The organism is Mariniradius sediminis (assembly GCF_021491425.1).
Taxonomy (GTDB): domain Bacteria; phylum Bacteroidota; class Bacteroidia; order Cytophagales; family Cyclobacteriaceae; genus Mariniradius; species Mariniradius saccharolyticus.
The window spans coordinates 24,476-50,633 of the sequence record NZ_JAKEVZ010000016.1 but is presented as its reverse complement, the minus strand read 5'-3'; the positions used below and the strand labels follow the sequence as shown (position 1 = coordinate 50,633).

Annotated in this window: 25 protein-coding genes and 1 tRNA gene; 8 read left to right on the top strand and 18 right to left on the bottom strand. The window is 46.6% G+C overall.

Annotated elements, in window-relative coordinates:
• Position 1 precedes the first annotated feature (1 nt).
• A complete protein-coding gene (locus tag L0U89_RS17450; protein WP_234862689.1) occupies positions 2 to 2,128 on the bottom strand; it encodes a M3 family metallopeptidase in 2,127 nt (708 codons plus the stop codon).
• Positions 2,129 to 2,503: 375 nt separating this feature from the next.
• On the opposite strand from L0U89_RS17450, the gene L0U89_RS17445 reads away from it, so the two are divergent.
• The 5 genes from L0U89_RS17445 to L0U89_RS17425 all read left to right on the top strand — a co-directional run bounded on the left by L0U89_RS17445 (position 2,504) and on the right by L0U89_RS17425 (position 6,007).
• Complete coding sequence (locus L0U89_RS17445) at positions 2,504 to 2,953, top strand: MarR family winged helix-turn-helix transcriptional regulator (RefSeq protein WP_234862688.1); 450 nt, start codon at positions 2,504 to 2,506, stop codon at positions 2,951 to 2,953.
• Between the two features lie 75 nt (positions 2,954 to 3,028).
• Positions 3,029 to 3,565 (top strand): YceI family protein, encoded by a 537-nt coding sequence (locus L0U89_RS17440; RefSeq protein WP_234862687.1) that lies wholly within the window; start codon positions 3,029 to 3,031, stop codon positions 3,563 to 3,565.
• Between the two features lie 74 nt (positions 3,566 to 3,639).
• On the top strand, positions 3,640 to 4,590 hold the full coding sequence (locus L0U89_RS17435; protein WP_234862686.1) for a ring-cleaving dioxygenase: 951 nt from the start codon (positions 3,640 to 3,642) through the stop codon (positions 4,588 to 4,590).
• On the top strand, positions 4,583 to 5,191 hold the full coding sequence (locus L0U89_RS17430) for an alpha/beta hydrolase (protein ID WP_234862685.1): 609 nt from the start codon (positions 4,583 to 4,585) through the stop codon (positions 5,189 to 5,191). Before L0U89_RS17435 ends, L0U89_RS17430 begins: the two co-directional genes overlap by 8 nt.
• A 135-nt stretch (positions 5,192 to 5,326) precedes the next feature.
• On the top strand, positions 5,327 to 6,007 hold the full coding sequence (locus L0U89_RS17425; RefSeq protein WP_255777935.1) for a DUF2461 domain-containing protein: 681 nt from the start codon (positions 5,327 to 5,329) through the stop codon (positions 6,005 to 6,007).
• A gap of 275 nt (positions 6,008 to 6,282) precedes the next feature.
• On the opposite strand, the gene L0U89_RS17420 is transcribed toward L0U89_RS17425, so the two are convergent.
• The 8 genes from L0U89_RS17420 to L0U89_RS17385 all read right to left on the bottom strand — a co-directional run bounded on the left by L0U89_RS17420 (position 6,283) and on the right by L0U89_RS17385 (position 13,867).
• A complete protein-coding gene (locus L0U89_RS17420; RefSeq protein WP_008630066.1) occupies positions 6,283 to 6,561 on the bottom strand; it encodes an ATP synthase subunit B family protein in 279 nt (92 codons plus the stop codon).
• Positions 6,562 to 6,569: 8 nt separating this feature from the next.
• Positions 6,570 to 7,010, bottom strand: a complete 441-nt coding sequence (locus tag L0U89_RS17415; protein ID WP_234862684.1) for a hypothetical protein — start codon at positions 7,008 to 7,010, stop codon at positions 6,570 to 6,572.
• On the bottom strand, positions 7,007 to 7,510 hold the full coding sequence (locus L0U89_RS17410; protein ID WP_234862683.1) for a RidA family protein: 504 nt from the start codon (positions 7,508 to 7,510) through the stop codon (positions 7,007 to 7,009). The genes L0U89_RS17415 and L0U89_RS17410 overlap by 4 nt, the downstream gene beginning before the upstream one ends.
• A gap of 63 nt (positions 7,511 to 7,573) precedes the next feature.
• On the bottom strand, positions 7,574 to 8,788 hold the full coding sequence (locus L0U89_RS17405) for a glycoside hydrolase family 57 protein (protein ID WP_234862682.1): 1,215 nt from the start codon (positions 8,786 to 8,788) through the stop codon (positions 7,574 to 7,576).
• 2 nt (positions 8,789 to 8,790) lie between these two features.
• Complete coding sequence (locus tag L0U89_RS17400) at positions 8,791 to 10,071, bottom strand: glycosyltransferase family 4 protein (RefSeq protein ID WP_234862681.1); 1,281 nt, start codon at positions 10,069 to 10,071, stop codon at positions 8,791 to 8,793.
• Positions 10,072 to 10,086: 15 nt separating this feature from the next.
• The gene (locus L0U89_RS17395) at positions 10,087 to 12,003 is read right to left on the bottom strand and encodes an amylo-alpha-1,6-glucosidase (protein ID WP_234862680.1); all 1,917 of its coding nucleotides are present in this window, start codon (positions 12,001 to 12,003) and stop codon (positions 10,087 to 10,089) included.
• 360 nt (positions 12,004 to 12,363) lie between these two features.
• A tRNA-His gene (locus L0U89_RS17390) sits at positions 12,364 to 12,439 on the bottom strand.
• Positions 12,440 to 12,511: 72 nt separating this feature from the next.
• Positions 12,512 to 13,867, bottom strand: coding sequence for a dihydroorotase (locus tag L0U89_RS17385; RefSeq protein WP_234862679.1), 1,356 nt, complete (start codon positions 13,865 to 13,867; stop codon positions 12,512 to 12,514).
• 121 nt (positions 13,868 to 13,988) lie between these two features.
• Between L0U89_RS17385 and L0U89_RS17380 the strand changes: the two genes are divergently transcribed.
• Positions 13,989 to 15,338 (top strand): DEAD/DEAH box helicase, encoded by a 1,350-nt coding sequence (locus L0U89_RS17380; RefSeq protein ID WP_008630048.1) that lies wholly within the window; start codon positions 13,989 to 13,991, stop codon positions 15,336 to 15,338.
• Positions 15,339 to 15,367: 29 nt separating this feature from the next.
• Here the strand turns inward: L0U89_RS17380 and L0U89_RS17375 are convergent, their stop codons facing one another.
• Entirely contained in the window at positions 15,368 to 15,955 is a 588-nt protein-coding gene (locus tag L0U89_RS17375; RefSeq protein ID WP_234862678.1) for a hypothetical protein, read from the bottom strand.
• A 38-nt stretch (positions 15,956 to 15,993) separates the two neighbouring features.
• Positions 15,994 to 16,692: a DNA alkylation repair protein gene (locus L0U89_RS17370; protein ID WP_234862677.1), complete on the bottom strand. Its 699-nt coding sequence runs from the start codon at positions 16,690 to 16,692 to the stop codon at positions 15,994 to 15,996.
• Between the two features lie 255 nt (positions 16,693 to 16,947).
• Here L0U89_RS17370 and L0U89_RS17365 point away from each other — a divergent pair, with 255 nt between their 5' ends.
• Complete coding sequence (locus L0U89_RS17365; protein ID WP_234862676.1) at positions 16,948 to 17,574, top strand: response regulator transcription factor; 627 nt, start codon at positions 16,948 to 16,950, stop codon at positions 17,572 to 17,574.
• Positions 17,575 to 17,667: 93 nt separating this feature from the next.
• Positions 17,668 to 17,943: a hypothetical protein gene (locus tag L0U89_RS17360; RefSeq protein ID WP_008630042.1), complete on the top strand. Its 276-nt coding sequence runs from the start codon at positions 17,668 to 17,670 to the stop codon at positions 17,941 to 17,943.
• A 30-nt stretch (positions 17,944 to 17,973) separates the two neighbouring features.
• On the opposite strand, the gene L0U89_RS17355 is transcribed toward L0U89_RS17360, so the two are convergent.
• From L0U89_RS17355 to L0U89_RS17325, 7 genes are all read right to left on the bottom strand, one after another.
• Entirely contained in the window at positions 17,974 to 18,843 is an 870-nt protein-coding gene (locus L0U89_RS17355) for a nucleoside phosphorylase (RefSeq protein WP_234862675.1), read from the bottom strand.
• A complete protein-coding gene (gene trhO, locus L0U89_RS17350; RefSeq protein WP_234862674.1) occupies positions 18,800 to 19,819 on the bottom strand; it encodes an oxygen-dependent tRNA uridine(34) hydroxylase TrhO in 1,020 nt (339 codons plus the stop codon). Before trhO ends, L0U89_RS17355 begins: the two co-directional genes overlap by 44 nt.
• Before the next feature lie 53 nt (positions 19,820 to 19,872).
• Positions 19,873 to 20,511 carry an acetyltransferase gene (locus L0U89_RS17345; RefSeq protein WP_234862673.1) on the bottom strand — a complete coding sequence of 213 codons (639 nt, stop codon included), beginning with the start codon at positions 20,509 to 20,511 and terminating at the stop codon, positions 19,873 to 19,875.
• A gap of 55 nt (positions 20,512 to 20,566) precedes the next feature.
• Positions 20,567 to 21,862: a DUF2851 family protein gene (locus L0U89_RS17340; RefSeq protein WP_234862672.1), complete on the bottom strand. Its 1,296-nt coding sequence runs from the start codon at positions 21,860 to 21,862 to the stop codon at positions 20,567 to 20,569.
• 133 nt (positions 21,863 to 21,995) lie between these two features.
• Positions 21,996 to 22,817, bottom strand: coding sequence for an orotidine-5'-phosphate decarboxylase (pyrF, locus tag L0U89_RS17335; RefSeq protein ID WP_234862671.1), 822 nt, complete (start codon positions 22,815 to 22,817; stop codon positions 21,996 to 21,998).
• 18 nt (positions 22,818 to 22,835) lie between these two features.
• Positions 22,836 to 23,486: an outer membrane lipoprotein periplasmic chaperone LolA1 gene (lolA1, locus tag L0U89_RS17330; protein WP_234862670.1), complete on the bottom strand. Its 651-nt coding sequence runs from the start codon at positions 23,484 to 23,486 to the stop codon at positions 22,836 to 22,838.
• Between the two features lie 118 nt (positions 23,487 to 23,604).
• Positions 23,605 to 26,061 (bottom strand): FtsK/SpoIIIE family DNA translocase, encoded by a 2,457-nt coding sequence (locus L0U89_RS17325; protein ID WP_234862669.1) that lies wholly within the window; start codon positions 26,059 to 26,061, stop codon positions 23,605 to 23,607.
• Positions 26,062 to 26,158 lie beyond the last annotated feature (97 nt).

Here is a 26,158-nt window from a genome sequence, read left to right as displayed (position 1 = left end):
ATTACTTTTTATCTACCGTCACCTGATCGAGGCCACGTTTTTTGAGCAGCGCGTCGATTTTAGGTTCTGCGCCACGGAAATTGACATACATTTTCATGGGTTCATCCGTGCCGCCTCTCTCTAGGATTTCTTTTCGGAAGGCAAGAGCTTTTTCCTGGTTGAAAAGCTCGGTTTCCTTGAAAGCTTGGAAAGCATCGGTATCTAATACACCTGACCAAATGTAGCTGTAATAGCCCGAGGAATATCCACCGGAGAAGATATGCTGGAAGTAGGTACTGCGATAGCGTGGGATGATTTCGGAAACCAATCCGATTTTTTCCATCGACGCTTTCTCGAATTCATCGGCGCCAACGCTGATAGCGCTGGTTTGGGTATGGTAATCCAGATCCAAAAGCGAAGCAGCAAGGTATTCGGTCGTCGCGAATCCTTGGCCGAATGTTCCACTATTCTGGAGCTTGGCGATCAACTCATCGGGAATGGCTTCTCCCGTCTGATAATGAAGCGCATATTGCTTGAGGACGCTCGGTTCGGTAGCCCAGTTCTCCATAATCTGGGAGGGCAGCTCGACAAAGTCCCGCGGCACGGAGGTTCCGGCCAGGCTTCTGTATTGCACGTTGGAAAGCAATCCATGAAGCGCGTGTCCAAATTCATGGAAGAATGTCGTCACTTCATCAAATGTCAATAGGGCAGGGGCATCTCCAGTCGGTTTGGAGAAATTACATACGATGGAGATAACGGGAGCTTTTCTTTCGCCGTTGATAGTCTTTTGCGGGCGATAGGATGTCATCCAGGCACCGCCTCTTTTGGATGCTCTTGGGTGGAAGTCCATGTACAGTACCCCCACATGGCGTCCGTCGGCCTCTTTTACTTCGTAGGCTTTCGCGTCAGGATGGTACGTTGGGATGTTTTTGATTTCTTCGAAAGTCAGACCAAAAAGCTTATTGACGACCATGAATACACCGTTCTGTACATTTTGTAGGGAGAAATACGGCTTGACTTGCTGTTCGTCCAAGTCAAACTTTTGCTTGCGAAGCTTTTCCTCGTAATACCTCCAATCCCATGGCTCGATTTTGAAGTCTGCGCCTTCGGTTTTGGCCAAAACCTGCATCTCGTCACGTTCCTGTTTTGCCTTGGCCAAGGCAGGTGTCCAAAGTTGGTTGAGCAGTTTGTAGACGTTGTCGGCATTTTTGGCCATGGATTCTTCCAAAACATAATCCGCATGGGTCTTGTAGCCAAGAAGTTGGGCCTTCTGCTGGCGTAAATTTGCCATTTCGATCAGGATCGTTTTGTTGTCCTTGTCGTTTCCTTGGTTTCCACGGATTTGGTAGGCTTCCCAAATTTGTTTCCGCAATTCCCTGTTATCGGCGTATTGCAAGAATGGCATCACACTTGGATTTTGAAGGGTAAACAGCCATTTGTTTTCTTCGCCGGCAGTTTCAGCATCCTGAAATGCTGCATCCCGCAATTCCTGTGGAAGCCCTGCCAAATCAGATTCGGAGTCGATGAAGAGCTTGAATGCATTGGTCTCGGCAAGGATATTTTGGCCGAACTGCAGGCTCAGGACAGAAAGCTTGGAGTTGATTTCCCGTAGTTTTTCCTTGTCAGCTTCATTGAGGTTTGCCCCATTTCTGACAAATGACTTGTAAGTTTTTTCCAGAAGTTTTTGTTGCTCGGGATTCAGACCCAGTTGGTCCTTGCCATCCCAAATCACCTTGACCTTCGCAAAAAGCTTTTCATTCAGGGAAATGTTGTCTCCGTGTTTTGAAATCTCAGGTGCCAATTCTTTGGCGATTGCCTGAATCGAGTCGTTGGTATTGGCGGAATTCAGGTTGTAAAATACCGTCGATACCCGAGCGAGCAAGTCGCCGGAATTTTCCATCGCCTCAATCGTATTGGCAAAAGTCGGAGCTTCCGCATTGTTGACTATCGCGTCGATCTCTGCTTGCTGTTGCTTGATGCCTTCCCGAATGGCGGGCGCAAAATGTTCGTTTTTGATTTTGTCAAAAGGAGGAACCTCAAACGGGGTATTGTAAGGCTCAAAGAAGGGGTTGGTGCTCATGGATTCTTGGTCAGCTGTACCGCAGGCGAGTAAAATGCTGCTTGTTAAAGCCATCATGGTTTTTTTCATGGGTATTCTTATTTGGGTTTCGGGCGCAAAGATAGGGAGAAATGAAATTGCAAATGAGGGATGGGGAATGAGGTATGAAGAATTGGGTGGATTTACGTAATCACGAAGTGATTGAATCCACAAGGTGGTATTTACCCCGGGTAATTCCGATAGCTATCGGAACGGTGAGAAGCGAAGACATCGCATGGAGAGCATTCCAACCCTGGAAGGGTTGAAAGAATGGAAGTAAAATGTTAAATGTAACAGATTAATTCATTACCTGACAGAACATACCGGAGTGGGACCCAGATATTTTTTTCCAATATTTTTTCAAGTTCTGAAACTTTCCCGTACATTTGTATGTATATACATTAAATACAAAAACATTATATACAGATGAGAATAGAGGACGCCATCAAGCAGAAGGAATTCAAGGATCCTTATAACAAGGCAGTGGTGAATCTTCTTTTCACGCAAAGTTATATTGTCAATTCCCAAAGTAGCTTGTTCAAGAAATACGGGCTTTCACCGGAGCAATACAACGTGCTGAGAATTCTGAGAGGCCAAAAAGGAAATGCGATTACCGTTTCTTCGATACAGGAGCGCATGTTGAATCGCATGTCTAACGCTTCGAGGTTGGTGGAGAAGTTGAAGTTAAAAGACATGGTCATCCGCAGGGAATGCGAAAGCGATAGGAGGCAAGTCGATGTATTGATCACGGAAAAGGGACTCGACGTCTTGGCTGAAATCGAAAAACAAACCGATGGACACAACAGAGCGTTGATCCAACTGGACGAGCAGGAAGTCAACCAGCTGAACGATTTGTTGGACAAACTCAGGGGGTAAAAAAATTTAAAATATTTAATGTATATACAAATAATGTAGATAAATCAATTTTCATTCACTTAAACAATAATCAAAATGAGTACTGCAACAGCAACAGCAACAACTACAAAATGGGGTTTGGACCCTACACATTCTGAGGTTTCATTCAAGGTAAAGCACCTTGTAATCTCCACCGTCACTGGTTATTTCAAGACTTTCGACGCCAGTTCCGAGACTGCTTCCGATGATTTCCAAGGCGCAAAAATCTCTTTCTCTGCGGATATCGCGAGCATCGACACCAACCAAGCAGACCGTGACAACCATTTGAAATCTGCCGATTTCTTCGATGCCGAGACATTTCCAAAAATGACTTTCGAAGGTGTGTTGGAAGGCAATACCTTGAAAGGTGACTTAACAATCAAAGGTACCACAAAGGCCGTTGAGTTGGACGTCGAGTTCGGTGGCGTGGTACAGGATCCATATGGCAACACCAAGGCTGGATTTGAATTGGAAGGCAAAGTCAGCCGCAAAGAGTTTGGCTTGACTTGGAACTATGTGACGGAGGCAGGAAGCGTGGTCGTGGGCGACCAAGTGAGAATCCTTGCCAACATCCAAGTTGTCAAGCAGGCATAATTTGCCACAAAATCCGCCGGTACAGCTGTATCGGCGGCTATTATCACTAAATTCACTAAAAACATCCTATTCCCATGGCAACGCTCATCAAAGGAATACATCATATTACCGCAATCGCGGGAAATGCGCAAAAAAACCTCGATTTCTATACTGGAATCTTGGGGCTTCGCATGGTAAAGAAAACCATCAACTTCGACGCACCGGACGTCTACCATTTTTATTTTGGGGATGAACTGGGCGCACCGGGTACGGTTTTCACGACGTTTCCATTTGATGGCGCTAGAAAAGGTACGAAAGGAACCGGGGAGTTGACCTACACGGCCTTTTCGATACCGGAGGATGCTTTGGATTTTTGGATCGACAGGCTTTCGAAATATGATATTCCAACTTCGACGGTGTTGACCCGGTTTGGGGAAAAACTGATCCGTTTTGAAGACCATGATGGGATGGGTATAGAACTGATTGCCAATAGTTCGGATTCGAGAAAAGGGTGGACCTATGGGCATATCCCCTTGGAAATGTCGATTCGTGGCTTCTATGGTGCGACTTTGAATCTGCGTTCCAAGGATTTGACTGAAAAACTCTTGGTCGAATTGATGGATTACCGATTTATTGCCGAGGAAAATGGCCGTTATCGCTACGGAACCGAAGGCAAGCCGGGTGATATTGTGGATATCGTCCTGGATCCAAACGGGAGACATGGGATTCAAAGCGCTGGAACTGTACACCACATTGCTTTCCGTACCCCGAATACCTCAACCCAACTGGAGATACAGGATATTTTGCTCAAAAATGGCTTCAATGTCACCGAAGTACGTGACAGAAACTATTTCAAATCCATCTATTTCCGTGAACCGGGAGGCGTCCTGTTTGAAATTGCGACAGATGAACCTGGATTCGCCATCGACGAGGACGAGGCACACTTGGGAGAAGCGCTCAAGCTGCCGGGATGGGCTGAACCACAACGGGAGGGTATCGAGAAGAGATTGCCAAAAGTCAAACTACAGGTAGAAAACTATGCTTGAGATCGTACAACGCGGCGTTTCCTTGGATCGGGCGGAGAAAGTAGCCATCATGCTGCATGGTCGCGGAGCCTCGGCACATAGCATCTTGGAGCTCGAGAAATATCTGAACCTGGAAGATTTTGCTTTGTTAGCGCCACAGGCAAAGGGAAACACCTGGTATCCATTCAGTTTCATGGCGCCCGATGCAAGCAACGAACCAGCCTTGTCCAATTCCATTCGGCACTTGGAGGATTTGGTGTCCGGCTTGTACAATCAAGGATTTGAATCGAAACAGATTTTCTGGATTGGATTTTCGCAGGGTGCTTGTCTTTCCTTGGAGTTTGCCACCCGACATGCCAAGAGGTATGGAGGGGTTGTGGCTTTCACGGGAGGACTCATCGGCGAGCAACTTCAGCCTGGGAAATACTCGGGGGATTTTGCAGGGACACCGGTATTTATCGGAGCGAGTTTCCGTGACATGCATGTGCCCTTGGAGCGAATTGAGGCTTCTGCCAAATTGATGCAGTCCCTGGGTGCAAATGTCCAAAAGCTGATTTTCCAAGACACGATGCATACGATTCGCCAGGAGGAGTTGGATTGGGTCAACACGCATATTTTCTGAAAAAAAAAATCGAACAATATAAAACCCGGGAGACTATCCTGGGTTTTTTTGTTGGTAAGATCCGTGGTCGTCCGTCGTTGGATTTGTAACTTCACGGGATTCTATACCAATACTTCATCCGTAGACCTTTTCCTTATGGACACGCGATACCTGCATTTTCTCAGCGAACTCAGCGCACACAATACCAAACAATGGATGGATGCCAACAAAGACTGGTATCAGAAGAATCGGGAAAGGTTTTTGGAGGACGTCGCTTGGATGATAGCCCACATCAGTGAATGGGAACCCGGTTTTGCTTCCTTTCAGCCCAAGGATTGTGTATTCAGGCAAAATCGTGATATCCGGTTTTCTGCCAACAAAGATCCCTACAAGACCAATTTTGCCGCATACTTCGCTTTGGGTGGAAAAAAATCAATGGGTCCGGGATATTATGTCCATGTGCAGCCGGGGCAGAGTTTTTTTGCCGGAGGGATTTGGATGCCCGAGGCGGACTCTCTCAAGAAGATTAGGCAGGAAATCGATTATTCCGGCCATGAACTCAGGGAAATTCTGGAAGCGCCTTCATTCAAAAGTGTTTTCAAAGGAATAGAAGGGGAGCAGTTGAAGTCGGCGCCAAAGGGATTTGACAGCGAGCACCCTTACCTGGATTTGTTGAAGTTCAAAAGCTTCATTGTCTCGAGTCCCTTGTCCGACAAGGAAATTGAAGATGGAAGTTATAAAGAGAAGGCCGTGGAGGGATTCAAAATCATGAAGCCCTTTCATGATTTCCTGTCCAGGGCAGTGGAAGACTCCGAGACCTGTGAGGGTTTGCTGTAGTTTTTTTACTTATCCCTTTGTATCTAGTTGAATTTGTAATTCAACTGATCTCAATCTATATTCCGATCAGTGATTTAGGATCGTATTTCTATTGAATAGGATAAAAAGGTGGATTGAATCCGCATTGAATCTCGGGATCCACCCAGCCACCACCGAAAGTAAATACTACGCTTAGAGGGGAAATTGCATCCGCGACGGCTATCCGGATACACCCAGACTCCACCGAAAGTCTATACTACGCTTAGATGGAGGGGGTTTGCTGTAGGTTTATTTCCTTAATCCCAAGTGGGAACGTCGTCAAATACCCCGGTGATCGCCCCAAATCCGATAAAGAACAAAACCAGCATTACGAAGCCAAATCCAATGGCATACCAAATAAGGGTCGCCTTTGCCCAATTGGATTTATTGGGATTGCCTTCCTTGTCTATTGCCCAAACGACAAGCATGATGAATCCAATCAGTGGAATACTTGAAATCAATATCGTCAAAAACCAATCGCTGGTTTTGACAATTGGCGCTTTTGGCTGCTCGGGGAAATTCATGTAGTTGTCCATGGCTGAGTTTAGGGTTTGGTCAAAAGGTCATTTACTTCAAAATTGTATTCTGCGATGGTGTAGTTCTCCGGATTGATTGGGTCGACTTTTACAAATTGTATGTCTATTGTCTTGAATTCGCTGATTCTAGAATAGTTGGCGGCGTACAATTCGGCGCATTTTCTGGCGACATTGGCCTCATTTTCCAAAAACTCCCTGCTTTTGCCATTATAGAGTTTCAGTTCTATCCTGCTTTGGTCTTCACCATTGACGATGCTATGGTTTACGGCTACTTCCACTTGTTCAAAACCGCCCAGAGCAATAAGCTCGGGCGAAGGGAAATATCCTTCACCCGCGATTTTGTTGAATCCCCAAAACAATCCTTTCGTGAGGTTTTCGGGCTCGCAGGAACAGGCTTGCAATAGGATTGAAAAGCCTAGAAGAGCTAGGCCAAGTTTGATGGGTTTCATTTCGCAGCAACGGCTTCGATTTCTACCAGGAGATCAGGATTTGCCAAAGCGTAAACGCCAATCGTCGATCTCGCTACTTTATTTGGGTTTTGTTCATTGTTGAAGAACTCGCCGTAGGCCTTGAACCAAGAGTCCCAGTCTATTTTCCCCTCATTGTCCGGAGCGAGATAAACCCGCAGAAAAACCACATTGTGCATTTCAAAGCCAGCTTCCTGGAGGGTCGCCTTGATTTTTTCCAAGATGCTGATGCTCTGCTCGTAGGTATTTCCGTAACGCTCATAAGTTCCCGGCACTGCGTCAGGGTTTTTTGCCGTAGCCACCAAGCCAGAAGTCAGGTAGTAGCTTTTTCCCTCCGGTATAAAAACTCCCTTCAAAATTGCTGCATCCGACCTGTCGTATCGAACGATGGGTGCCAAGTGCTCCACCACTTCTTCCTTTTTTGAAAAAGTGAAGCAAGATGATAACAAGACTGTGAATAGAATCAATGGCAGGGTTTTCATAATCGCAGGGATAGATTTGATTAAAAAAAGGCTTGAAATTCAAGCCTTTCTCTGAGTTTGGATTTATTCGGCAGCCTCAGCCAGTTGTTTTTCTTTATTTTTCACCCGAAGGATAAAGTCGCTGAGCACATTCATGTAATTGATAAACGCATCATAGGGCGTATCGTAATGGCTGAAATAGGTATGTACAGCACCATCTGACAGGGCCTTGGTGGACATATAGTAGAAGTGGTCGGAGGTCTGCAGGCAGTTCCAGTCGCGTTGGATATCCGGATCATCAATTTTAACGACCTTGGATTCCAGCTCATAAAGCTTGGTAAATGCTTCCTTTTGCAGATCATTTCCCAGCCATGCGGTCAAGTCCCTTTCCTCGTCCGCCCACGAAATTGGCGTGGGAACGTGGATTTTTGCGACAGGAGTGCCTTGGCGTACAGCCTCAGTCGGTGTTGCAAAGCCGAAATTAGTGTATTTGAAAACTGCCCCAGGCAAGGCGCGCATAAATTCAAAAATCCCCGTTTCGGCCCACTGATGTTCCCCGAATGTCTCATAATCCATAAACAGGTTCAGGACCTCCTGCTCTTTAGGGATGGCATTGATCCAAGTGACGAATTTCTCCGTCGTCAGAGGATAGTCGTTCCAGGTCTTGTTGCTGAATCGGAACGCGATGTCGTCGCTGAGTTGGAAGTTCTTGAGGAGAACTTTCAAATTTGGATCGATGGCGTTTTGATACACGAAATTTGGGCTCTTCCAACCTAGAATATGTTTGGCACCTTCGGTCAACATGCCTTCAAATCCCATTTCTGCGACCATTGCTCCGATCTTATCTGAGTAAATCAGCTCAGTGTTTCTGAAAACCTTTGGTTCGTAACCGTCAAAATGTTTCTTCAGCTTGTCCTTGTGCCGACCTACCATCCGCTCAAATTCAGACTTGCTTTTCAAAGAGCAAAGTGCATGGGCGTCTGTTTCACTTAGCATCTCTACATGTCCGGTTGCCACCAATTTTCTGAAACTTTCCAATACATCAGGCGCATATGCTTCAAATTGGTCCAGGCAAACACCCGATATCGAAAAAGCGACTTTGAACTGGCCTTTGTATGCATGGATCAGTTCCAAAAGCAAGGCATTCATCGGCAGGTAGCATTTTTGGGCTACCTTTCGGATAATGCTTTTGTTGCTGTAGTCGTCCCAATAATAATGGTCTTCGCCAATATCAAAAAAGCGATAAGGTTTGATTCTGAGTGGCTGATGTACCTGAAAGTAAAAGCAGATATTTCTCATGGCTATTCTTTTGTGAGTTTTTCATAAACAGTAACTAACTTGGCTGCGACGTGTTCCCACTTGAGCTTCTTGAGCTCTTCGCTTCCAAGTTCTTTGAACATCTTGGCGATGCTCTCATAATGAAGCAATCCAAAGATTGCATCTGCCATGCCATCCACATCCCAAAAGTCTATCTTGATGGCATTTCGAAGCACTTCCGCGACGCCAGACTGTTTGGAAATTATAACAGGTGTATTGTGACGTACGGCTTCCAAGGGAGCAATGCCAAAGGGTTCGGAAACGGATGGCATTACATATACGTCACTGATGGCATACATATCGTCCACATCTTTACCTTTCAAAAACCCGGTGAAGTGAAATTTGGTACCCATGCCAAGTTCGGCGACGCGTTCAACCATACGGTTGAGGAGATCTCCGCTTCCTGCCATCACAAATCGCACATTGTCATCGCGTTCCAGCACCTTTTTTGCAGCTTCGACGAAATACTCCGGTCCCTTTTGGAAAGTGATACGACCCAAAAAGGTCACGATCTTTTCTGGAACATGCTTCTTGGCGTCCGATTTGATTATGCTTGCGTCCAAGACGGCGTTGTGCAGTACGCTGACTTTGTCAGGATGGACTCCATAGCGCTCGATGCAAACCTTTCGTGTCAAATGACTCACTGCGACCACATGGTCCGCTGCCAACATCCCAGCCCTTTCGATATCGTAGACCGGCTTATTGACTGACTCGCCAGACCGATCAAATTCGGTCGCATGTACATGGCATACAAGTGGTTTACCACTGATTTCCTTGGCGGCAATACCTGCGGGAAACGCCAGCCAATCATGCGCATGGATAATTTCATGTTCCTTGGATTTGGCGATTTGGGCGGCAACAAGGGCATAACGGGATACCTCCTTCATCAGGTCTTTTCCATACTTGCCACTAAATTCGAACTTGTTGGAAAACACGCTTTCGTCGACATCTACCCGGTCGTGCATCGCATAGTCCGTGTATTTTTTAAACTCTTCGGGACCCAGGTAGGGTACCAGAAAACTACTGACCTCTAGATAGGTGAGGTTTTTCCATATCTTCTTGAATTTCCTTTCACGGTAATCGATAGTGACGTCCGAGGCGTTGACGAAATCCGCCAAAGGCTCCTCGTCACCCCACAATTTTGGAACCACGAAAATTATGTCTTGCTTGTGGTGGACAAGTCCCTTCACCAATCCGTAACAAGCAGTACCTAAGCCTCCGGAAATATGTGGAGGAAACTCCCAACCAAACATCAGTACCTTCATACAAAAAGAGTTTATCTATATTTTTTCCAACAAATACATCATCCTGAGCAATTCCCCAACGCTCCAAGCTTGAGAAATCGAACCTTTTGGCCGGTGGGGTGGATCTCCATCGTATATTTCCGCTACCGTACCGATCCCGTATTGGCTCATTACTTCGTCAAACCCCTGGACGATTTTTTCGACAAAATGCTTTCCTGACTTCCCATGTAGCCGGAGGTATCCCTCGACAAAATTCCCCAACAGCCAAGCCCAAACCGTACCGTTGTGGTAGGCATTGTCACGGGAAAATTGGTTGCCTTGATAATATCCCTTGTATCCGGGGTCGTCAGGCGAGAGCGATCTCAATCCACGGGAAGTAAGCAGTTTTGATTTGACAATCTCGAGAATGCGCTGCATTTGGGATTCTTCCAATGGTGAATACGGCAAAGATGTCGCAAAAACCATATTTGGCCTAATGGCCCAATCTTTATAAAACCCATCTACGTAGTCTGCCAGATAGCCTCTCTTCTCGTCCCAAAATACTTCCACAAAGGATTTTTTGACAGTTTCGGAAAGTTCCGATATCGCTTTGTCTCCTGTCAGTTCTGCATAAAAACAAAGCGCATTGTACCAAAGGGCATTGATTTCTACCGGGCAGCCAATCCTTGGAGTTACCGGGCCATCTGAGTTGACGGCATCCATCCAAGTCAATGCTACCCCTTCCTGACCACCGTACATGAGTCCGTTTTCAAGCATGTGGATGCCGTAATCCGTTCCTTTCATGTAGCCGCCGATGATTCCCTTCATTTTTTCGAGGTATTTCTTCTTGACGGTTTTTTCGTCTCCGGTAAACTTGATGTATTGCTGAAGTGACCAGAAAAACCAAAGTGGTGCATCCATGGAAGCTAAGTTTCGCATCACCCCGCTGCCAACATTTGGAAAAAGCGGGCCATGTAGATCGGCGACCATGGTATCCATTATCTCAAGAAAAGTCTCCTTGTCGCCCTGGGTCAAAACCAAGCCTGGCGATGCGACGAAAGTATCCCTTCCCCACCATCCAAACCATGGATACCCCGCGACTACGTGGGTTTTGCCATCTCGTCTTTGGATAAACTGTCCCGCCGAATTCTTGAGGCAATTCACAAAATTGTTTCTGGGTATCCTTCTTGCCAATTCTTTCTCAAATGCGCGCTGTCTTGTACTCGGATCTGCTTCCGTAAGTCCTGCGGAAAAAATCACCGATTCGCCTTTGGAGATGTCGAACTCGAAATAACCAGGCACGAAAAGGTCTTCTTGGTAATCATAACCCCTTTCCCGTTCCATGATGTATTCGATGTTGTAATACCAATCGGGTTTGGAAACGTATTCGTTTTTCTTAGAAAGCTGTAGGTACAGCGGAGAATACTCTGGGTAGAGTTGATACTTTGCTCCATTTGGCACTTTTTCAAAGTCCTTCTGGATTCTATCATTGGCCTTGGACAGATTGTGGTAGCCCCTGAATGCCATAAATGGGCTGATCCGGATTTTTGTCGGTGAATGGGCTTCCAGCAGCGTGTACCGAATCATCACCCTGTCGCGGTTGGTGTCGAGGATAAGCTCCTTTTGAAGCAAAACACCTCCGACCCGGTAAGTGAGCTTTGGAATAGGTTCGGAATCAAAATCCTCCAAATATTTATGGCCCCTAGGGTAGTAATTTCCTGGAAACTTGCTGATTCCCAAATTGAAGGATGCACCACGTTGGATCACCGTCTCATGAACTGTCGACAGCATCACATGGAGCTGCTCATCGATCTGCGGCTGTGGGGCAACCAAAAGCCCGTGGTATTTTCGGGTGTTGCATCCAATGATAGTTGTACTTGTATAGCATCCGCCTCTGTTGGTCCTGATGATTTCCCGATCCAAAGAGTAATTAAGATTGATTAATTGGGTTTTGTCGAAGTGGATATAACTCATTGGGTCAAAAATTTGAGATTCAGGATAAAAATACTTTTTTGAGTGTGAAAGAAAAAAATATTGGTATAAAAATAAAAGGTTACGTTACCATAACCTTATTGCTATCGATTGTCCTGCATTTTACCGTGCGCTTTCCTTTTGGAGTTCTTCGTAAACTTTGAAGGATTCCTCAAATTTCTGGATGTAGGATTGCACAAATTTCAAATTGACAGGTTTCACTTTTGGAAACCTGGGAGAATTCATGAATAACGTGAACATACCTTTCAAATTAAATTTCAACCTTTAGTACAAATTTAATGCCATTTGGGTTCACTGCCTAATTCAAAAAGAAAGACCCCTCAATTCTAAAGGGGTCTTATTGGGTGAATGACCGGGATCGAACCGGCGACCTCTGGTGCCACAAACCAGCGCTCTAACCAGCTGAGCTACAATCACCATTTTATTTTCCAATACAACCAGCTTGTTGATTGGACTGCAAAGGTAACGCTTGCCGGATTTGTTTACAATATTAGCTATTGATTTTTCTGGAAAATTTTAAACGCACACCTTTTTGTTCTTCATGGAAAGTGCCGTTTTCGTATGCCAAATGTCCGGAAACGATCGTGTGCGTCACCTTTGAGCGGAAAGTATGTCCTTCAAAAGGCGACCATCCACATTTCGACAGGATATTGTCTGGTGCCACTGTCCAAGGAGAATTCAAATCGACCAATACCAAATCGGCATAAAAGCCTTCTCTGATAAATCCACGTTTTTCGATTTCAAACAATATCGCAACATTGTGTGCGGCTTTCTGGGCGATCATTTCCAGACTGATTTTACCTTGGTGGTACATGTCCAAAAGAGCTACTAGACTATGCTGTACCAAGGGGCCGCCCGATGGTGCAGAGGAATACGCTTTGGACTTTTCCTCACGGGTATGGGGGGCGTGGTCGGTTGCGATCACATCAATCCGCCCATCCAATACCCCTTGGAGGATTGTAGCCCGATCATTTTTTGTCTTGACAGCAGGGTTCCATTTGATGAAGTTCCCCTTGCTTTCGTAATCTTCGTCGCAGAACCATAGATGGTGGATGCATGCTTCAGCGGTAATTCGTTTCTGTTCCAGCGGCAAGGAATTGTCAAAGAGCCCAACTTCCTTTGCGGTACTGATATGGAGAATATGGAGCTTACTTCCATGTTTTTTTGCCAATGCTACCACCTTCTTGGAGGCATCATAACATGCTTCTGCGGATCTAATCAGCGGGTGATATTTGACTGGAATATCTTCCCCAAACTCGCGCTTGTATTTTTCAAGATTAGTTTTGATGATATCGTCGTTTTCGCTATGGGTGGCGATAAGCAGCTTGCATTCTGCGAATATCCGTTCTAAGCTCTCCGGATTGTCGACGAGCATATTCCCGGTGGATGAACCCTGAAATACTTTTACGCCGCAGACGTTCTGAGGATCTACCTGTAGGATTTCCGCTATGTTGTCATTGGAAGCACCAAAAAAGAACGAGTAATTGGCAAGTGATTTTTCGGAGGCAATCCTGAATTTTTGCTCCAAAAGCGGTATCGTCGTCGCCGGGGGAGCCGTATTTGGCATCTCCATGTAGGAAGTTACGCCTCCCGCGACTGCTGATTTACTTTCTGTGTAGATGTCCGCCTTGTGTGTCAGGCCCGGTTCACGGAAGTGCACCTGATCGTCAATAAGCCCAGGGAAGAGGTATTTTCCACTGCCATCGATCAGGATATCGGCGGAGAGTGAGGAGAGGTTCGCATCAATACGCTCGATGAAACCATCCTTAATTAATACGTCCGATGGCCTGATTCGGCCTTCATTCACTATATTTGCCCCGGTGATAAGAATGCTTTTCTTTTTCATATTAGTACAATGTAGCCAGATTCATGGTTTTAGGAGAATGCTTCTGTATCATGAAATTGCTTAGACGCAGGTGAAACCCAAGCAACGTTCCACAATTTCATTCATTTCAAAATTACAAAACATGTCCGATAGCCTCCCAAAATTTGAAGATTTTAAATTGAACCGACAGTTGTGGGATGCCATCAGCGAAGCCGGATACGACAAACCCACGCCGATTCAGCAAAAGGCGATTCCTCTGGCTTTGGCAGGACATGATGTTTTGGGCATAGCACAGACAGGGACCGGTAAAACCGCAGCCTATGTTCTTCCCATTTTGATGAAGGTGAAATATGCACAGGGTAGGTTGCCGCGAGCGCTGATACTCGCGCCGACACGGGAATTGGTTTTGCAGATAGAGGAAGCTGTGCAGCAGCTTGGCAAGAACACCGACCTACGTTATGTGGCACTCTTTGGAGGATTGGGACCAAAAACCCAAATCGAAAAACTTCAAGAGGGGGTCGATATCATTATTTCCACGCCAGGCCGCTTCATGGACCTATATAGGAAGGAGGCGATCTTGACCAAGGAGATTAAAACCATGGTCATGGATGAGGCCGACAAAATGCTGGATATGGGCTTTTTACCTCAAATCAGGGCGATTTTGGAAGTGATTCCGGTCAAGCGTCAAAACCTGCTTTTCTCGGCCACTTTCGGTTCCAAGGTAGAGCGATTGTCCGAGGAATTCCTCGAATTCCCAGAGCGGGTGGAAGTGGCGCCTCAGGCGACTACTGCTGACACAATCAGGCAGATCAAGTATTTTGTGCCAAACATCAAGACAAAGATTAACTTGCTACACTTCCTTTTGCAGGACGAAGGTGTCAGCAGGGTAATGATTTTTGCGAAGTCAAGGAAGAATGCCGAGGCCGTGTTTTCATATCTTGGTAGGAAAAACCTCGGCCAAATCCGTGTGATACATGCCAATAAGGGCCAAAACACGAGAATCAATTCCATGGACGATTTCAAATCCGGGGAAGTCAGAATCCTTGTCGCGACTGATGTGGCAGCCCGTGGGATTGATGTCAGTATGGTCAGCCACGTGATCAACTTCGACGTCCCCTTGATCTATGAGGATTATGTCCATCGGATCGGGAGGACCGGACGGGCCGAAAATGAAGGGATGGCCATCACATTTGTGAATCCGGGAGAGGAATATCATTTCGAAAAAATCGAAAAAATCATCCGGATGCCAGTGCCCCAGGAAAGTATTCCTGATATCGTCGAGGTGACCGAAACTCCCTTTGAAGAAAAACAGGAGTACGCACGGGAAATTGACAATCAGAAACGGAAGGAAAATCCTGAATTCAAGGGCGCTTTCCATGAAAAGAAGCCATTTTCAAAATACGAAAAGCCTACTGAAAAGAAGAAAGGCAAGAAGTTTAAGGCCAAGAAAAACCGGAACCAATTAGGTGCCCAAGGGAAATACAAGAAGTGACCGCTGCCTTTTGGAAATCTTTCAAATTTCTAATTTCTCGGCGGATTGATCATGATATGGGCCCGATGGGTGCCTGGATCCATAATCCAAGGCATAGCAGGCCCTGAAGGCTTCAATGGTAAACCAGTGCTAGCCTCAGTGGCCCACGGAATGTAAACGACATAGCGTAGGTAACTGTCTTTGACTTCACCGGTTTTTGGGTCAAAATTTTGTTGGTCTGCTGTCAGAACAAAAAGCGTAGCGCCATCCTTGGGCATTTTGAGTTTTCCACTTTTTGCTTCGGCTTCCCTGATATCAAAAATCTCCTTTGGAGTCTTGCCTTCAGCCTTAAGTTGCCTGCCCCGCGCCATAAATGGTTCTAGGGTATTGTGGTAGCAGGAAGCGTTAAATCCTGTTGAATGGGGGTCGTCGGCAAGGCAGATGAGATCATTGCTGCCTTTCCGTAGCGTTACAAGGTTTCCTTTTTCATCGAAACCCAACACGGTCGCCCCGTCCCTTTTTTCTTCAGGCGCAGCCATCACCGCAGTCTTTATTTGGATTTCTTTGGAGGGAATAGTCTGTGCTAATCCAAATATATGGAATCCGAAAAAAAGGGCGAACGTGAACAAAGTCTTCATGGCTATTGGGTTTGGGACTACGCTAAAGTAAGGAAAAATCATCCCTTTTTCATGAAATTTTCCTTTTCCACTGCCGGGAATTTCTCGATGGCATACCGCAGCATGGTTCGGGGCATTTGTCTGTAATGTTTTTCCAAAAACACCTTTTCAGCTTCGAAGTCCCGGTTGCCAATCTCCCGTAGCATCCAACCCACGGCTTTACGGATCAGGTCATGCCGGTGGTCTATGAGTGTCTCGGCGATTGTGAAGGTGTCTGCGAAGTCTTGTTTCCGGATAAAATGGTAAGTACTGATGATCGCGATCCGTTGCTCCCAAAGGTTTCCCCGCCGCGCCATGTCATGCAGCATTGTTCGGTCCTTATCCCAAAGCCATTCACCAAGAATAAAGTGCGCCGAGCTGTCCACCAAGTCCCAATTATTGACATATTTCAGGTTTCGCAAGTAGAAATCGACCCAAAATCCCTTTTCAGAGGCTTTTCTGAATTTTGAAACGAGGATCAGGAGCGCGGTGAGCCGCACCTCGTGATAGGGACTTTCGATAAGTTGCTGTAAGTCCCCCTCGGTCGTCTTCTTGGCAAATTGTGCGGCAACTTTTCTTTGGTTGGGGACCGTCACACCCAAAAATTTGTCCCCGTCTCCATATCCACCCGGGAATGCCTTAAAAAAACCTGGAAGAAAAGCGGCTTTTTCGGGATCTGACAAATCTGAGAGTGCTTGGATTATCGCGCTAGCAGTCATGGAGTATTGCTGGTTGTGGCATGTGGAAATTCTAAGCGCCGTGGTCGACTGATAGGGCCCAGATAATTGGAAGAAAGGGAATTATCCCATTTTCAAATGTCCCGCGCCAAAAGAAATTCCAATCATTAAGATAATTCGAATCTAACAAGTATATTTAAATTTACTTTTGAAAAGTTCACAAAAGTTAAAATATTAATTGTTTGTTTAAGTTTAATCATTGAATAATTCATTTTATTCTAACCTACTTTTATTGATATGAGTATTTCGATTCTGATTGCCGACGACCACCCTTTGTTTTTAAGGGGTATCATGACCTTTCTGAATGAACAAAATTTCCAAGTCGTGGGGGAAGCGACGGATGGGGGAGAGGCCTTGGATTTGATTTTAGAGTTGAGACCGGACTTGGCGATCTTGGATTATGAAATGCCCGTGAAGTCAGGATTAGAGGTGGCGAGGCAAATCAAAGCTGCCAAACTCCCGACAAAGGTTATTTTCCTGACTTTCCATAAGGACCCTTTGTTTCTCCAACTGGCAAAGATTGAGCAAGTCGGGGGTTTTATTTCCAAGGAGTTTGAACCTGCAGACCTGCTAAAGTGCATCGAAGTAGTCCTGGGCGGTGGGCAGTACTTTGGCATTGGTGGCGAGAAGGCGACGAACATGCAGAAGAAGGATGAGAAAGGCGATTTGTTGACGCGGTCAGAAATGAAGATTGCCAAATATGTAGCGGATGGACTGACGACCAAGGAGATCGCTGATACGCTTTCGATTGCCGAACGAACGGTGGATAAGCACAGGAGTAACATCATCAAAAAGCTTTCTTTGGACAAACGACCGAACGCATTATTGATTTGGGCACAGAAAAACAAAGAGTTGATCAGTTAGTTTGGTATTATTCAAAGAAAAATAAGTACTAATACGTATTGAAAATGACGTCAATAGGTTTTATTTTTGTTGTATTGTTTAAATTTTTAAGATATGAATATTCAATGTGGGTTTGGCAAGTTCAAGATAATCCAATCTGTTAGCGATAAGGATGAACTCCTTGTGTTGTCCAAATGGGAAAGCTTGAAGCATCTTTTTGAAGCAAGTCGGATTTTTATGATTGATAAAAGAGATGCGGTGTTTGGCGTCTACCTGAAAAAACGGGAATGTCTGGAGGCGATTAACGAAATGTTGAAAAACATTGATTACAAAGATTGGGACCACCTTCAGGTAGATCAGGAACAGGTGTTTTACAGGTCGAATGCCTAGTAATTACCAGTAATAAACTCAAATGGCGGGCTAGATACCCGCCATTTCATTTAATGTGTGTCGGATCAGTTGATCCACAAGACCGTACGGATCTTTGGAGAACTTTTTGCTTATCCTGTTGGCGATGATGGCATTGAGACTTAGTACCTCGTGCCCAAGTAGCCGTCCCATGGCGTAGTATCCGGCGGTTTCCATTTCAAAATTGGTCAAGATCATACCGCCGATTTCCAGGTTTCCGAGTTTTTCGATCAAATCCGGCATAGCGGGCTTAAGCCGAACTTCCCGTCCTTGTGGCCCGAAAAATCCCGGACAGGTTACGGTGTTGCCGATGATAAGTCCCTTTCCTACCGTCTGCATCAACTTTTCTGAGCCTCGAATGCAGTAAGGTCGAAAGCCCAGCCCCAATGAACCTTGGATTTTCTCGGCGACTTTTTCCTCCAATTCGGTGTAATCGGTCTTGTAGAATGCCATCAACGTATCCAATCCAATTCCATATTCGGATGCAAGGAGTGAACCTTCTGGAATCTCTCGACGCATACTGCCGGAGGTGCCGACGCGCACGATGTTGAGGCTGGTATGTTTATCCTTTACCATCCTTTCCTTTAGGTCTATGTTGACCAAGGCATCGAGTTCGGTCATGAAAATCTCGATGTTGTCCGTCCCCATTCCGGTACTAATCGCGGTAATTCGGGTACCCCGGTACCATCCTGTATGGGTCACAAATTCCCGCTTGGAAATTTTGAACTCGATTTCGTCGAAGTACTTTGAGATCTTTGGCACCCGATCAGGATCACCTACGGCAATAACATTTGAAGCCAGGTGTTCTGGCTTCAAGTTGAGGTGGTAGATGCTCCCGTCAGGATTGATGATCAGTTCCGACTCTGGAATCCTTTTGGCCATGGATCGTAGTTTTGATTTTCTCTTTGTCCTGTCTTCGAAATAGTCCCTTGTAGGGATTGTAGCCATTGGTGTTTTTCTGGTAATATCCAGTGCCATCATATGGCCTTTTTTCTGGATGTTCCTTGCATTCTGTGGAACAAGCTCCTTCCAATTCCCAGCCGCACTTCTCACAAATCGCCAAATGGGCATTGCAGCTTGGATTCGCACAGTTGACCATGCGGTCGCAGGTAGTGCCGCATACGTGGCAGGTTGATATCACCACAGGATTGACCTTGTTGACGTCTACAGCGATCCTGTTGTCAAACACGTAGCATTTTCCCTCGAAGTCCTCACCACCCGCTTCGAGGCCATACTTAATGATGCCGCCATGCAGCTGGTACACATTTGAGAATCCCTGTTCCAAGAGGAATGCGGATGCCTTTTCGCACTTGATACCCCCGGTACAATAGGTGAGGACTTTTTTGTTTTTGAGGTGTTCGAGCTCCTTTACCTTGTCAGGGAAGTCCCGGAAGTTCTCGATATCCAGCGTAATGGCATTTTTGAACCTGCCCAATTCATGCTCATAATTGGATCGGACATCGAGGATGACTACATCTTCTTGGTCTTTGAGCGCCTTGAATTCCTCTGGTTCCAAATGCTTCCCTGTGCGGACGTTGGGATCAATATGTCGTAGGCTTGAATGCACGATCTCTGGCTTTACCCGCACGTGAATTTTCGCAAAGGCATGCTTGTTGTGGGATTCGATCTTGAACTCGGTCTTGGCAAATCTCGGGTCGCCATGGATATAGGCCATGTACCTTTCGCAGTCTTCCTTGAGTCCCGAGACGGTTCCGTTCAAGCCTTCGGGTGAAATGATGATTCGTCCGCGGATATTGTTTTCGACGCAAAAGAGGTGATGTTCCTCGCGGTATGCCTCCGGATCTTCGATCTGGGCATAGCAATAGTAAAGCAGAATGCTGTAATTGTTGTTTTCCATAACGATCGCCCTGTTTCAAGCAGGGTGTTTGGTTTTATTTGAATAGAAATAATTTACTTCTTGATGGGTGCAGCAGGGTTTCCAAAGACGGTCTCACCGTCCTTTACATTTGAGATCACCACCGAACCTGCGCCGATTCGGGCGTTTTTGCCTATCGAGATCCCGGATACTACGGTGACCCCGGAGCCTACAAATGCACCTTCGCCAAGGTGTACACCAGAGTTGATAACAGACCCTGCGCCAATTTGCACAAAATCAGCCAATTCTACCCCATGCTCCACAATCGCGCCCGTGTGGAGGATACAATGGCTGCCGATTTTGCTACCTGCACCTAGGGTAACCTTCGCGTTGATGAAATTTCCGTGCCCGATCGTTGCGTCTGTGGAAATATACGCCATGCCATGGATGGCATTGACTGGCTGTACCTTACGGTTTTCGTGGAGCATTTTCACCAGAAACTGTCGGTACTTGTTGTCATCCACGGCGACAAAGGCCTCGCATTTTTTTCCAATCAATTTGAGAAAGCCTTCATCTTCGGTATGGCCCAATATAGGAACGGTGTTGATTTCCTGTCCAAAGAGCTTTTCGTCTTCGTCGAGAAATCCATAGACCATGACTTGGTTGCTGTTGAATATCTCCAAAGCAGGATGGGCGATGCCTTTTGCACCCAAAATTATGACTGGTTTTTCCATGGTTTCTGCGAATTCGGAGTGCAAAAATACGGGAAAATGACTACCTAACCAACATTCATTTCTTTTCTGGTTTGAGCAGACTTTGGCCAATTTTGCAATGCAGGCATCGTTTGGGCTGGCAGTAATCCTGAAAAAGCCCGATTAGCGCCTGCGATTCGAAAGCAGATTGTTGCTGGGATTCTATCCAAGTGTACTTTCGGATGATGTGGTTTTCCTCGGCAGGCAGCGTTTGGAGAAAATCGAAGCACTTTTCCTTCCATTCGTTTTGCTGGGTATATTTTCCATATTCATACCAAAGGGGGACAAGTAGGTTGATGGCCAAAAGGTGCAATGTGGAAGAACCCAATTTCGCTGATTGGATTCTTGGACTTGGCTGCCCGAGCTGGTAATGGTTTCGCCAGTATTCGGGTAACTGGATGTCCATTGATTTTTGGAATTGACCAAATGAATCCAGTCCATTCAAAAGCGTCGAGAAAAATCCCTGCTGCTTACCAATCAGTTCGGCCAATTGTGCCAAGCGTACCGTCGGGAAACCCGGAGGCCTGACGCTGAGGAATTTCCAGTCGTTGCGGTGGAGTGGGGGAGAAAGCTTCAGCTTTTTGTGTTGGTAGGCGAATTCTTTTTGCAGCGCTTTTCCCTCTTCGTCTTCGGGCTGATCAGGTAGCAATCCTGCCATGCCAAATAAGATCGCCCGAATCGTTTGGGGTTGTTGCTGAAGCTTCAGCAATTGCCGGAAAGGGAGCTTTTTGGCAAGTTGCAGCATAGTATCTGCGTTGGTTTTGAACCCAAAGCAATACAACAACCATCTGAAAGTAGTCTCTTCCCAGTCGTTGTTGGTCGCCGTCAAGATCCCCGCCAGCTTTTGGGATTTGTGTTCCAGCCTTTCTACGAGGGTTTTTTCCAGCATCGAAAAGCGGACAATTTCTGGCACCCGCTCGATGTGGGGGCTACAGATGATTTCCTCTCGGCTGCTGGTCAATCGCTCATAGTTGCGCAACGTATCGAGGAAAATCCTTCCACGTAACTCCAATGTCGGTATGGCAGTGCCATCTTGGTTGTTGATTTCCTTGTCGTGGGACCAGACCACATGGAGGATTACCGGAGCATATTTCGTATCTGCTGAGTGGTCGTGTGCATTCCAATCGGAGGAATGGATGTGGATTTCGACATGTCCGTGGTAGTCGATTTTTCCAAGCCTGACATGTGCCTCCAAAAAATCCGGCCCCTCGTACTGGTTGTGATAGCCGATTTTTTTGATCTCGAGGGACTGGCCATCCGTGGTGAACAGGCTGTTTTTGTCAAAATACTGGTATTTCCAGACTGCCTGGAGAAAATCTTCCCGGAATTCCATAGGCTTTCTAAAATTATCTTAGGTCAAGATCAACTATATGATCTAATTTAAAAAGATAATCTTGGTGCCCGCACTTTGCCGAGTCCCTAGAGGTGAAATTAGTCGACTAATTTGAAGCTAGTTAGCTTAAGGCTTACAATTCGGAGTAAAGGGCCAGCAGATCGGCCATTTCGGCCTGGAGTATTTTGGCCTCCTGCCGTGCGGCTTTTCCAAAATCCTTGTCTTTCCCTGCGTAGATGATGCCGCGGGAGGAATTCACCAAAAGGCCACAGTTTTTGTTCATGCCATATTTTGCCACTTCCTGGAGGCTTCCGCCCTGGGCGCCCACACCAGGGACCAGGAAAAAATGATCAGGAACAATCTTGCGAACCGCCCCGATTTTTTCCCCCCGGGTTGCTCCGACCACATACATCATGTTGTCGGGGCTTCCCCATTGGCTGCTTTTTTCCAACACTTCTTGGTAAAGCGGTTTTCCGTTTTGCAGTGTCGTGACCTGAAAATCCTGGCTGCCTTCGTTGGAAGTGAGGGCGAGCAGAATGACCCATTTTCCCGCATATTCCAAAAAAGGACCCACGCTGTCGACTCCCATGTATGGTGCGACAGTGATGGAGTCAAAATCCATCGTTTCGAAAAAGGCCTTGGCGTACAGCCCGGAAGTGTTGCCGATATCGCCCCTTTTGGCATCAGCGATCGTGAAAATGTCCTTGGGAATATACTCCAGGGTCTTGGCGAGGCTTTCCCAACCCCTGGGCCCGAGTGCTTCATAAAAGGCAATATTGGGCTTGTAGGCTACCGCAAAATCGGCGGTTTGGTCGATGATTTCTTTGTTGAACTCAAAAATTGGATCTTTTGCGCCTTGGAGGTGGCTGGGGATTTTTTGCAGATCGGTGTCCAAACCGACGCAAAGGAATGATTGCTTAGCCTTGATTTGCTGGATGAGTTCCTGTCTATTCATGGATCGGAAAAGGGGCTTTTACCTCAAATCAATGATCTCAACCTTGCCGTACTTCTGCGGGTTAAAGTTGAAATATTCGTCCGGTAGATCGACGTTGGTATTGACGGATTTGAACTTGTATTTGAAGATTCCGCCTTGGTCGTCGTAGATTTCCCATCCGGTCAGGTCTTTTTTGTTTTTGTCGACAAAGAGTTTCACCCGTTTGAATGGTGCATTCGCCTTTTCTGCCGTTAGTTCGACTTCTTGGATCAGAACCCCGTTTTCTGTCCGTTCGCCGACAAGCCGGTAATTGTAACCCTTTTGGTAAATCGTGTACACCGTCGACGGGGTCAATTCATCCTGCATTTCTCCTGCGTTGTTGATCGTAACCTCCTTGTAGCCATCTGTTTCGATGTAGGTCCAGACGGTTTTTCCGTTGTTGTAAATCTCCTGCTCCGGCAGCTTGAGGTGGTATTTGTTGCCTTTGATAGCGATTTCGCCAGTTTTACTTTGCGCACGCGATTCGCCCGCATCGGTGACGGTGAAATCAAAACTGGCTTTCATGCCTTTCAATCCCTTGTATTTCAGGCTTACGGCATCCAAAACCTCCTTGGCTTTGGGATCCTTTTGCGCAAAGGCAATGGTAGAAAATGCGAGAAAAAAAATAAGTAATGTCTGTAAACGCTTCATTTTGGTATGATGAAATATGTTTCTTTATTCGTTTGGATGCAGGATGACCAATGTTCCTAAATTCTCACAAACGGACCCCTGGCTTGGTACATCGTACTTGGTACTTTGTACAGTTAATCTACAGGCTGTTCAATAACCGTTCCAAACTGGCCTCATCCTGAATCAGCACTTCGCGGGCTTTGCTGCCTTCAAATGGGCCGACAATTCCCGCGGCCTCCAGTTGGTCGACGATCCGACCGGCCCTGTTGTAGCCGAGTTTGAGCTTCCTTTGGATCAGGGAAGTGCTTCCCTGCTGATGCAGGACAATCAATCGCGCTGCCTCGTCAAACAGCGGATCGCGATCCGCCAAATCAATATCCGCCAAGCTGCCCTCGCCCTCTTCGCCTTCAAACTCCGGCAATAGATAAGCATCCGGATAGCCTTTTTGTTCACCAATCCAATCACATACCGCATCCACCTCAGGGGTGTCCAAGAAGGCGCATTGGAGGCGCGTCACATCCGAACCCTGTGACAAAAGCATATCGCCCATCCCGATCAACTGCTCTGCACCGCCTGCATCTAGGATGGTGCGGCTGTCAATCTTTGAAGTCACACGGAACGACAACCTTGCCGGGAAGTTGGCCTTGATGATACCTGTGATGACGTTGACGGAGGGTCTCTGGGTCGCCACTACGAGGTGGATCCCAATCGCCCTCGCCAACTGTGCCAAGCGTGCGATTGGTGCCTCGATTTCCTTTCCGGCCGTCATCATCAAGTCCGCCAACTCGTCGATGACCAAAACGATGTAAGGCATAAACTTGTGTCCTTTTTCCGGATTGAGCTTCCGCGCCACAAATTTTGAATTGTATTCTTTGAGATTCCTACAGCCTGCATCCTTGAGCAAGTCGTACCGATGGTCCATTTCAATACAAAGCGAATTGAGCGTATAGATGACCTTTTTGGTGTCGGTGATGATCGCTTCCTCTGTACCGGGAAGCTTGGCAAGGAAGTGTCTTTCGATCTTGTTGAAAAGGGTGAGTTCTACTTTTTTGGGGTCGACAAGGACGAATTTCAGTTGGGACGGGTGCTTCTTGTAGACCAAGGAAGCCAAAATCATGTTCAAACCCACAGATTTTCCCTGACCCGTGGCACCCGCCATCAGGAGGTGTGGCATCTTGGCCAGATCAATTACAAAGACCTCATTGGAGATGGTTTTTCCCAAGGCAACAGGCAGGTCCTTGTCGCTCTTCATAAACTTGTCCGTACCCAATACTGCTTTGGCAGGCACGAGCTCCCGGTTTTTGTTGGGAACCTCGATACCGATGGTGCCCTTGCCGGGCATCGGGGCGATGATTCGGATACCCAAGGCTGCCAAGCTTAGCGCGATGTCGTCCTCCAGGTTTTTGATCTTGGAAATCTTCACCCCTGGATCAGGAATGATTTCGTAGAGCGTCACAGTCGGGCCGATGGTTGCCTTGATCTCCTGGATACCAATCTTGAAGTTGACAAGGGTCTCGACAATCTTGTTTTTGTTGTCCTCGAGTTCCTGTCGGGATACGGTGACTTTTTGGACATCGTATTCATTGAGCAGATCCAGTGTCGGGTATTTGTAATGCGGCAAATCCAAGGTCGGATCATAGGGATCGAGGTTTTCTACCATTTCGGCGGTTTTTTCCTCGTCGATATTCGTCACGACGGAGAATTTCTTCTCCTCTTTTGCTGGCAAGATCGGTTCTTCGTCCAACAGCACGTCTTCACCTTCGATGTTGAAAACGGGGGTACTCAGGGGTTTTTTGGTTTCTTTTTCCTCGGATTTCAATGTCCATGAACTGACGTCTTCCTCGATTTCTTCCTCTGTCAACATCGGAACCTCGTCCTCCAATTCATCCAGTTCGTCTTCCAGTTTTTCCTTCGTTTCAGCTGCCATCGGATCCGGTTTTGTGGCCGGCTCGGATTTGAATGACCAATTGAGTTGGCTGATGTCAAAATAGAAAACGAGGAAAATGATCAACGAACCCAGGATAAGGATAAAACTTCCCCAACCCAGAAATTCCTGTGCCAGCAGGCCCAATTCATAGCCAAATCCCCCACTGAGGTAGCCAAAGCTTGTGAATCCATCTGCCAGCTGTACCAAGTACCCGATTGTCAGGCCCAACCAAAAGACGAAAAACAGTGCAAAGCTGCTGAACCGACTCAGGGACATCAGGGATTTTTTGAAGGTCAATTTGAATCCCAACAAAAACAGGTAGGGCGGAAGGAAAAATGCAGCCAACCCAAACCACCTCCTGATCAAAATGTCAGAAAGCTTGGCGCCAAACAACCCAAGCCAGTTGCGGGCTTCCGTGGCCGTGGTCCGGAGGCTTTGGTCGATTTCGGAGGCTACCAGACTTTGGTCGGCCTTGCCGGAGAAGATATAGCTGACAAAGGCGAAAAAGAGGAAGATCGAAAACGATAGGAAAATGATCCCCAAAGTCAGGGGAATGCGTTGGTCTTTGGCAAAAGACAGGGAAAACCCGGGTTTCCAAGCTGCCTTGGGACTTGGTTTGGGTTCGTTTTTCTTTCTAAAGGTATTTGTCTTGGGAGTCTCTGAAGCCATAGAGCATCAACTTACATATCTCTTTTTATGAAGGCGGCGGAAATATACAGATTTCCAAACAATCGGTTCGGATATATTTCGGGGATTCCTGCCCAAA

Excerpts from the sequence above, each read along its gene's own strand:
- L0U89_RS17450 (WP_234862689.1), bottom strand. The coding sequence starts at position 2,128 with ATGAAAAAAACCATGATGGCTTTAACAAGCAGCATTTTACTCGCCTGC.
- L0U89_RS17445 (WP_234862688.1), top strand. The coding sequence starts at position 2,504 with ATGAGAATAGAGGACGCCATCAAGCAGAAGGAATTCAAGGATCCTTAT.
- L0U89_RS17440 (WP_234862687.1), top strand. The coding sequence starts at position 3,029 with ATGAGTACTGCAACAGCAACAGCAACAACTACAAAATGGGGTTTGGAC.
- L0U89_RS17435 (WP_234862686.1), top strand. The coding sequence starts at position 3,640 with ATGGCAACGCTCATCAAAGGAATACATCATATTACCGCAATCGCGGGA.
- L0U89_RS17430 (WP_234862685.1), top strand. The coding sequence starts at position 4,583 with ATGCTTGAGATCGTACAACGCGGCGTTTCCTTGGATCGGGCGGAGAAA.
- L0U89_RS17425 (WP_255777935.1), top strand. The coding sequence starts at position 5,327 with ATGGACACGCGATACCTGCATTTTCTCAGCGAACTCAGCGCACACAAT.
- L0U89_RS17420 (WP_008630066.1), bottom strand. The coding sequence starts at position 6,561 with ATGGACAACTACATGAATTTCCCCGAGCAGCCAAAAGCGCCAATTGTC.
- L0U89_RS17415 (WP_234862684.1), bottom strand. The coding sequence starts at position 7,010 with ATGAAACCCATCAAACTTGGCCTAGCTCTTCTAGGCTTTTCAATCCTA.
- L0U89_RS17410 (WP_234862683.1), bottom strand. The coding sequence starts at position 7,510 with ATGAAAACCCTGCCATTGATTCTATTCACAGTCTTGTTATCATCTTGC.
- L0U89_RS17405 (WP_234862682.1), bottom strand. The coding sequence starts at position 8,788 with ATGAGAAATATCTGCTTTTACTTTCAGGTACATCAGCCACTCAGAATC.
- L0U89_RS17400 (WP_234862681.1), bottom strand. The coding sequence starts at position 10,071 with ATGAAGGTACTGATGTTTGGTTGGGAGTTTCCTCCACATATTTCCGGA.
- L0U89_RS17395 (WP_234862680.1), bottom strand. The coding sequence starts at position 12,003 with ATGAGTTATATCCACTTCGACAAAACCCAATTAATCAATCTTAATTAC.
- L0U89_RS17385 (WP_234862679.1), bottom strand. The coding sequence starts at position 13,867 with ATGAAAAAGAAAAGCATTCTTATCACCGGGGCAAATATAGTGAATGAA.
- L0U89_RS17380 (WP_008630048.1), top strand. The coding sequence starts at position 13,989 with ATGTCCGATAGCCTCCCAAAATTTGAAGATTTTAAATTGAACCGACAG.
- L0U89_RS17375 (WP_234862678.1), bottom strand. The coding sequence starts at position 15,955 with ATGAAGACTTTGTTCACGTTCGCCCTTTTTTTCGGATTCCATATATTT.
- L0U89_RS17370 (WP_234862677.1), bottom strand. The coding sequence starts at position 16,692 with ATGACTGCTAGCGCGATAATCCAAGCACTCTCAGATTTGTCAGATCCC.
- L0U89_RS17365 (WP_234862676.1), top strand. The coding sequence starts at position 16,948 with ATGAGTATTTCGATTCTGATTGCCGACGACCACCCTTTGTTTTTAAGG.
- L0U89_RS17360 (WP_008630042.1), top strand. The coding sequence starts at position 17,668 with ATGAATATTCAATGTGGGTTTGGCAAGTTCAAGATAATCCAATCTGTT.
- L0U89_RS17355 (WP_234862675.1), bottom strand. The coding sequence starts at position 18,843 with ATGGCCAAAAGGATTCCAGAGTCGGAACTGATCATCAATCCTGACGGG.
- trhO (WP_234862674.1), bottom strand. The coding sequence starts at position 19,819 with ATGGAAAACAACAATTACAGCATTCTGCTTTACTATTGCTATGCCCAG.
- L0U89_RS17345 (WP_234862673.1), bottom strand. The coding sequence starts at position 20,511 with ATGGAAAAACCAGTCATAATTTTGGGTGCAAAAGGCATCGCCCATCCT.
- L0U89_RS17340 (WP_234862672.1), bottom strand. The coding sequence starts at position 21,862 with ATGGAATTCCGGGAAGATTTTCTCCAGGCAGTCTGGAAATACCAGTAT.
- pyrF (WP_234862671.1), bottom strand. The coding sequence starts at position 22,817 with ATGAATAGACAGGAACTCATCCAGCAAATCAAGGCTAAGCAATCATTC.
- lolA1 (WP_234862670.1), bottom strand. The coding sequence starts at position 23,486 with ATGAAGCGTTTACAGACATTACTTATTTTTTTTCTCGCATTTTCTACC.
- L0U89_RS17325 (WP_234862669.1), bottom strand. The coding sequence starts at position 26,061 with ATGGCTTCAGAGACTCCCAAGACAAATACCTTTAGAAAGAAAAACGAA.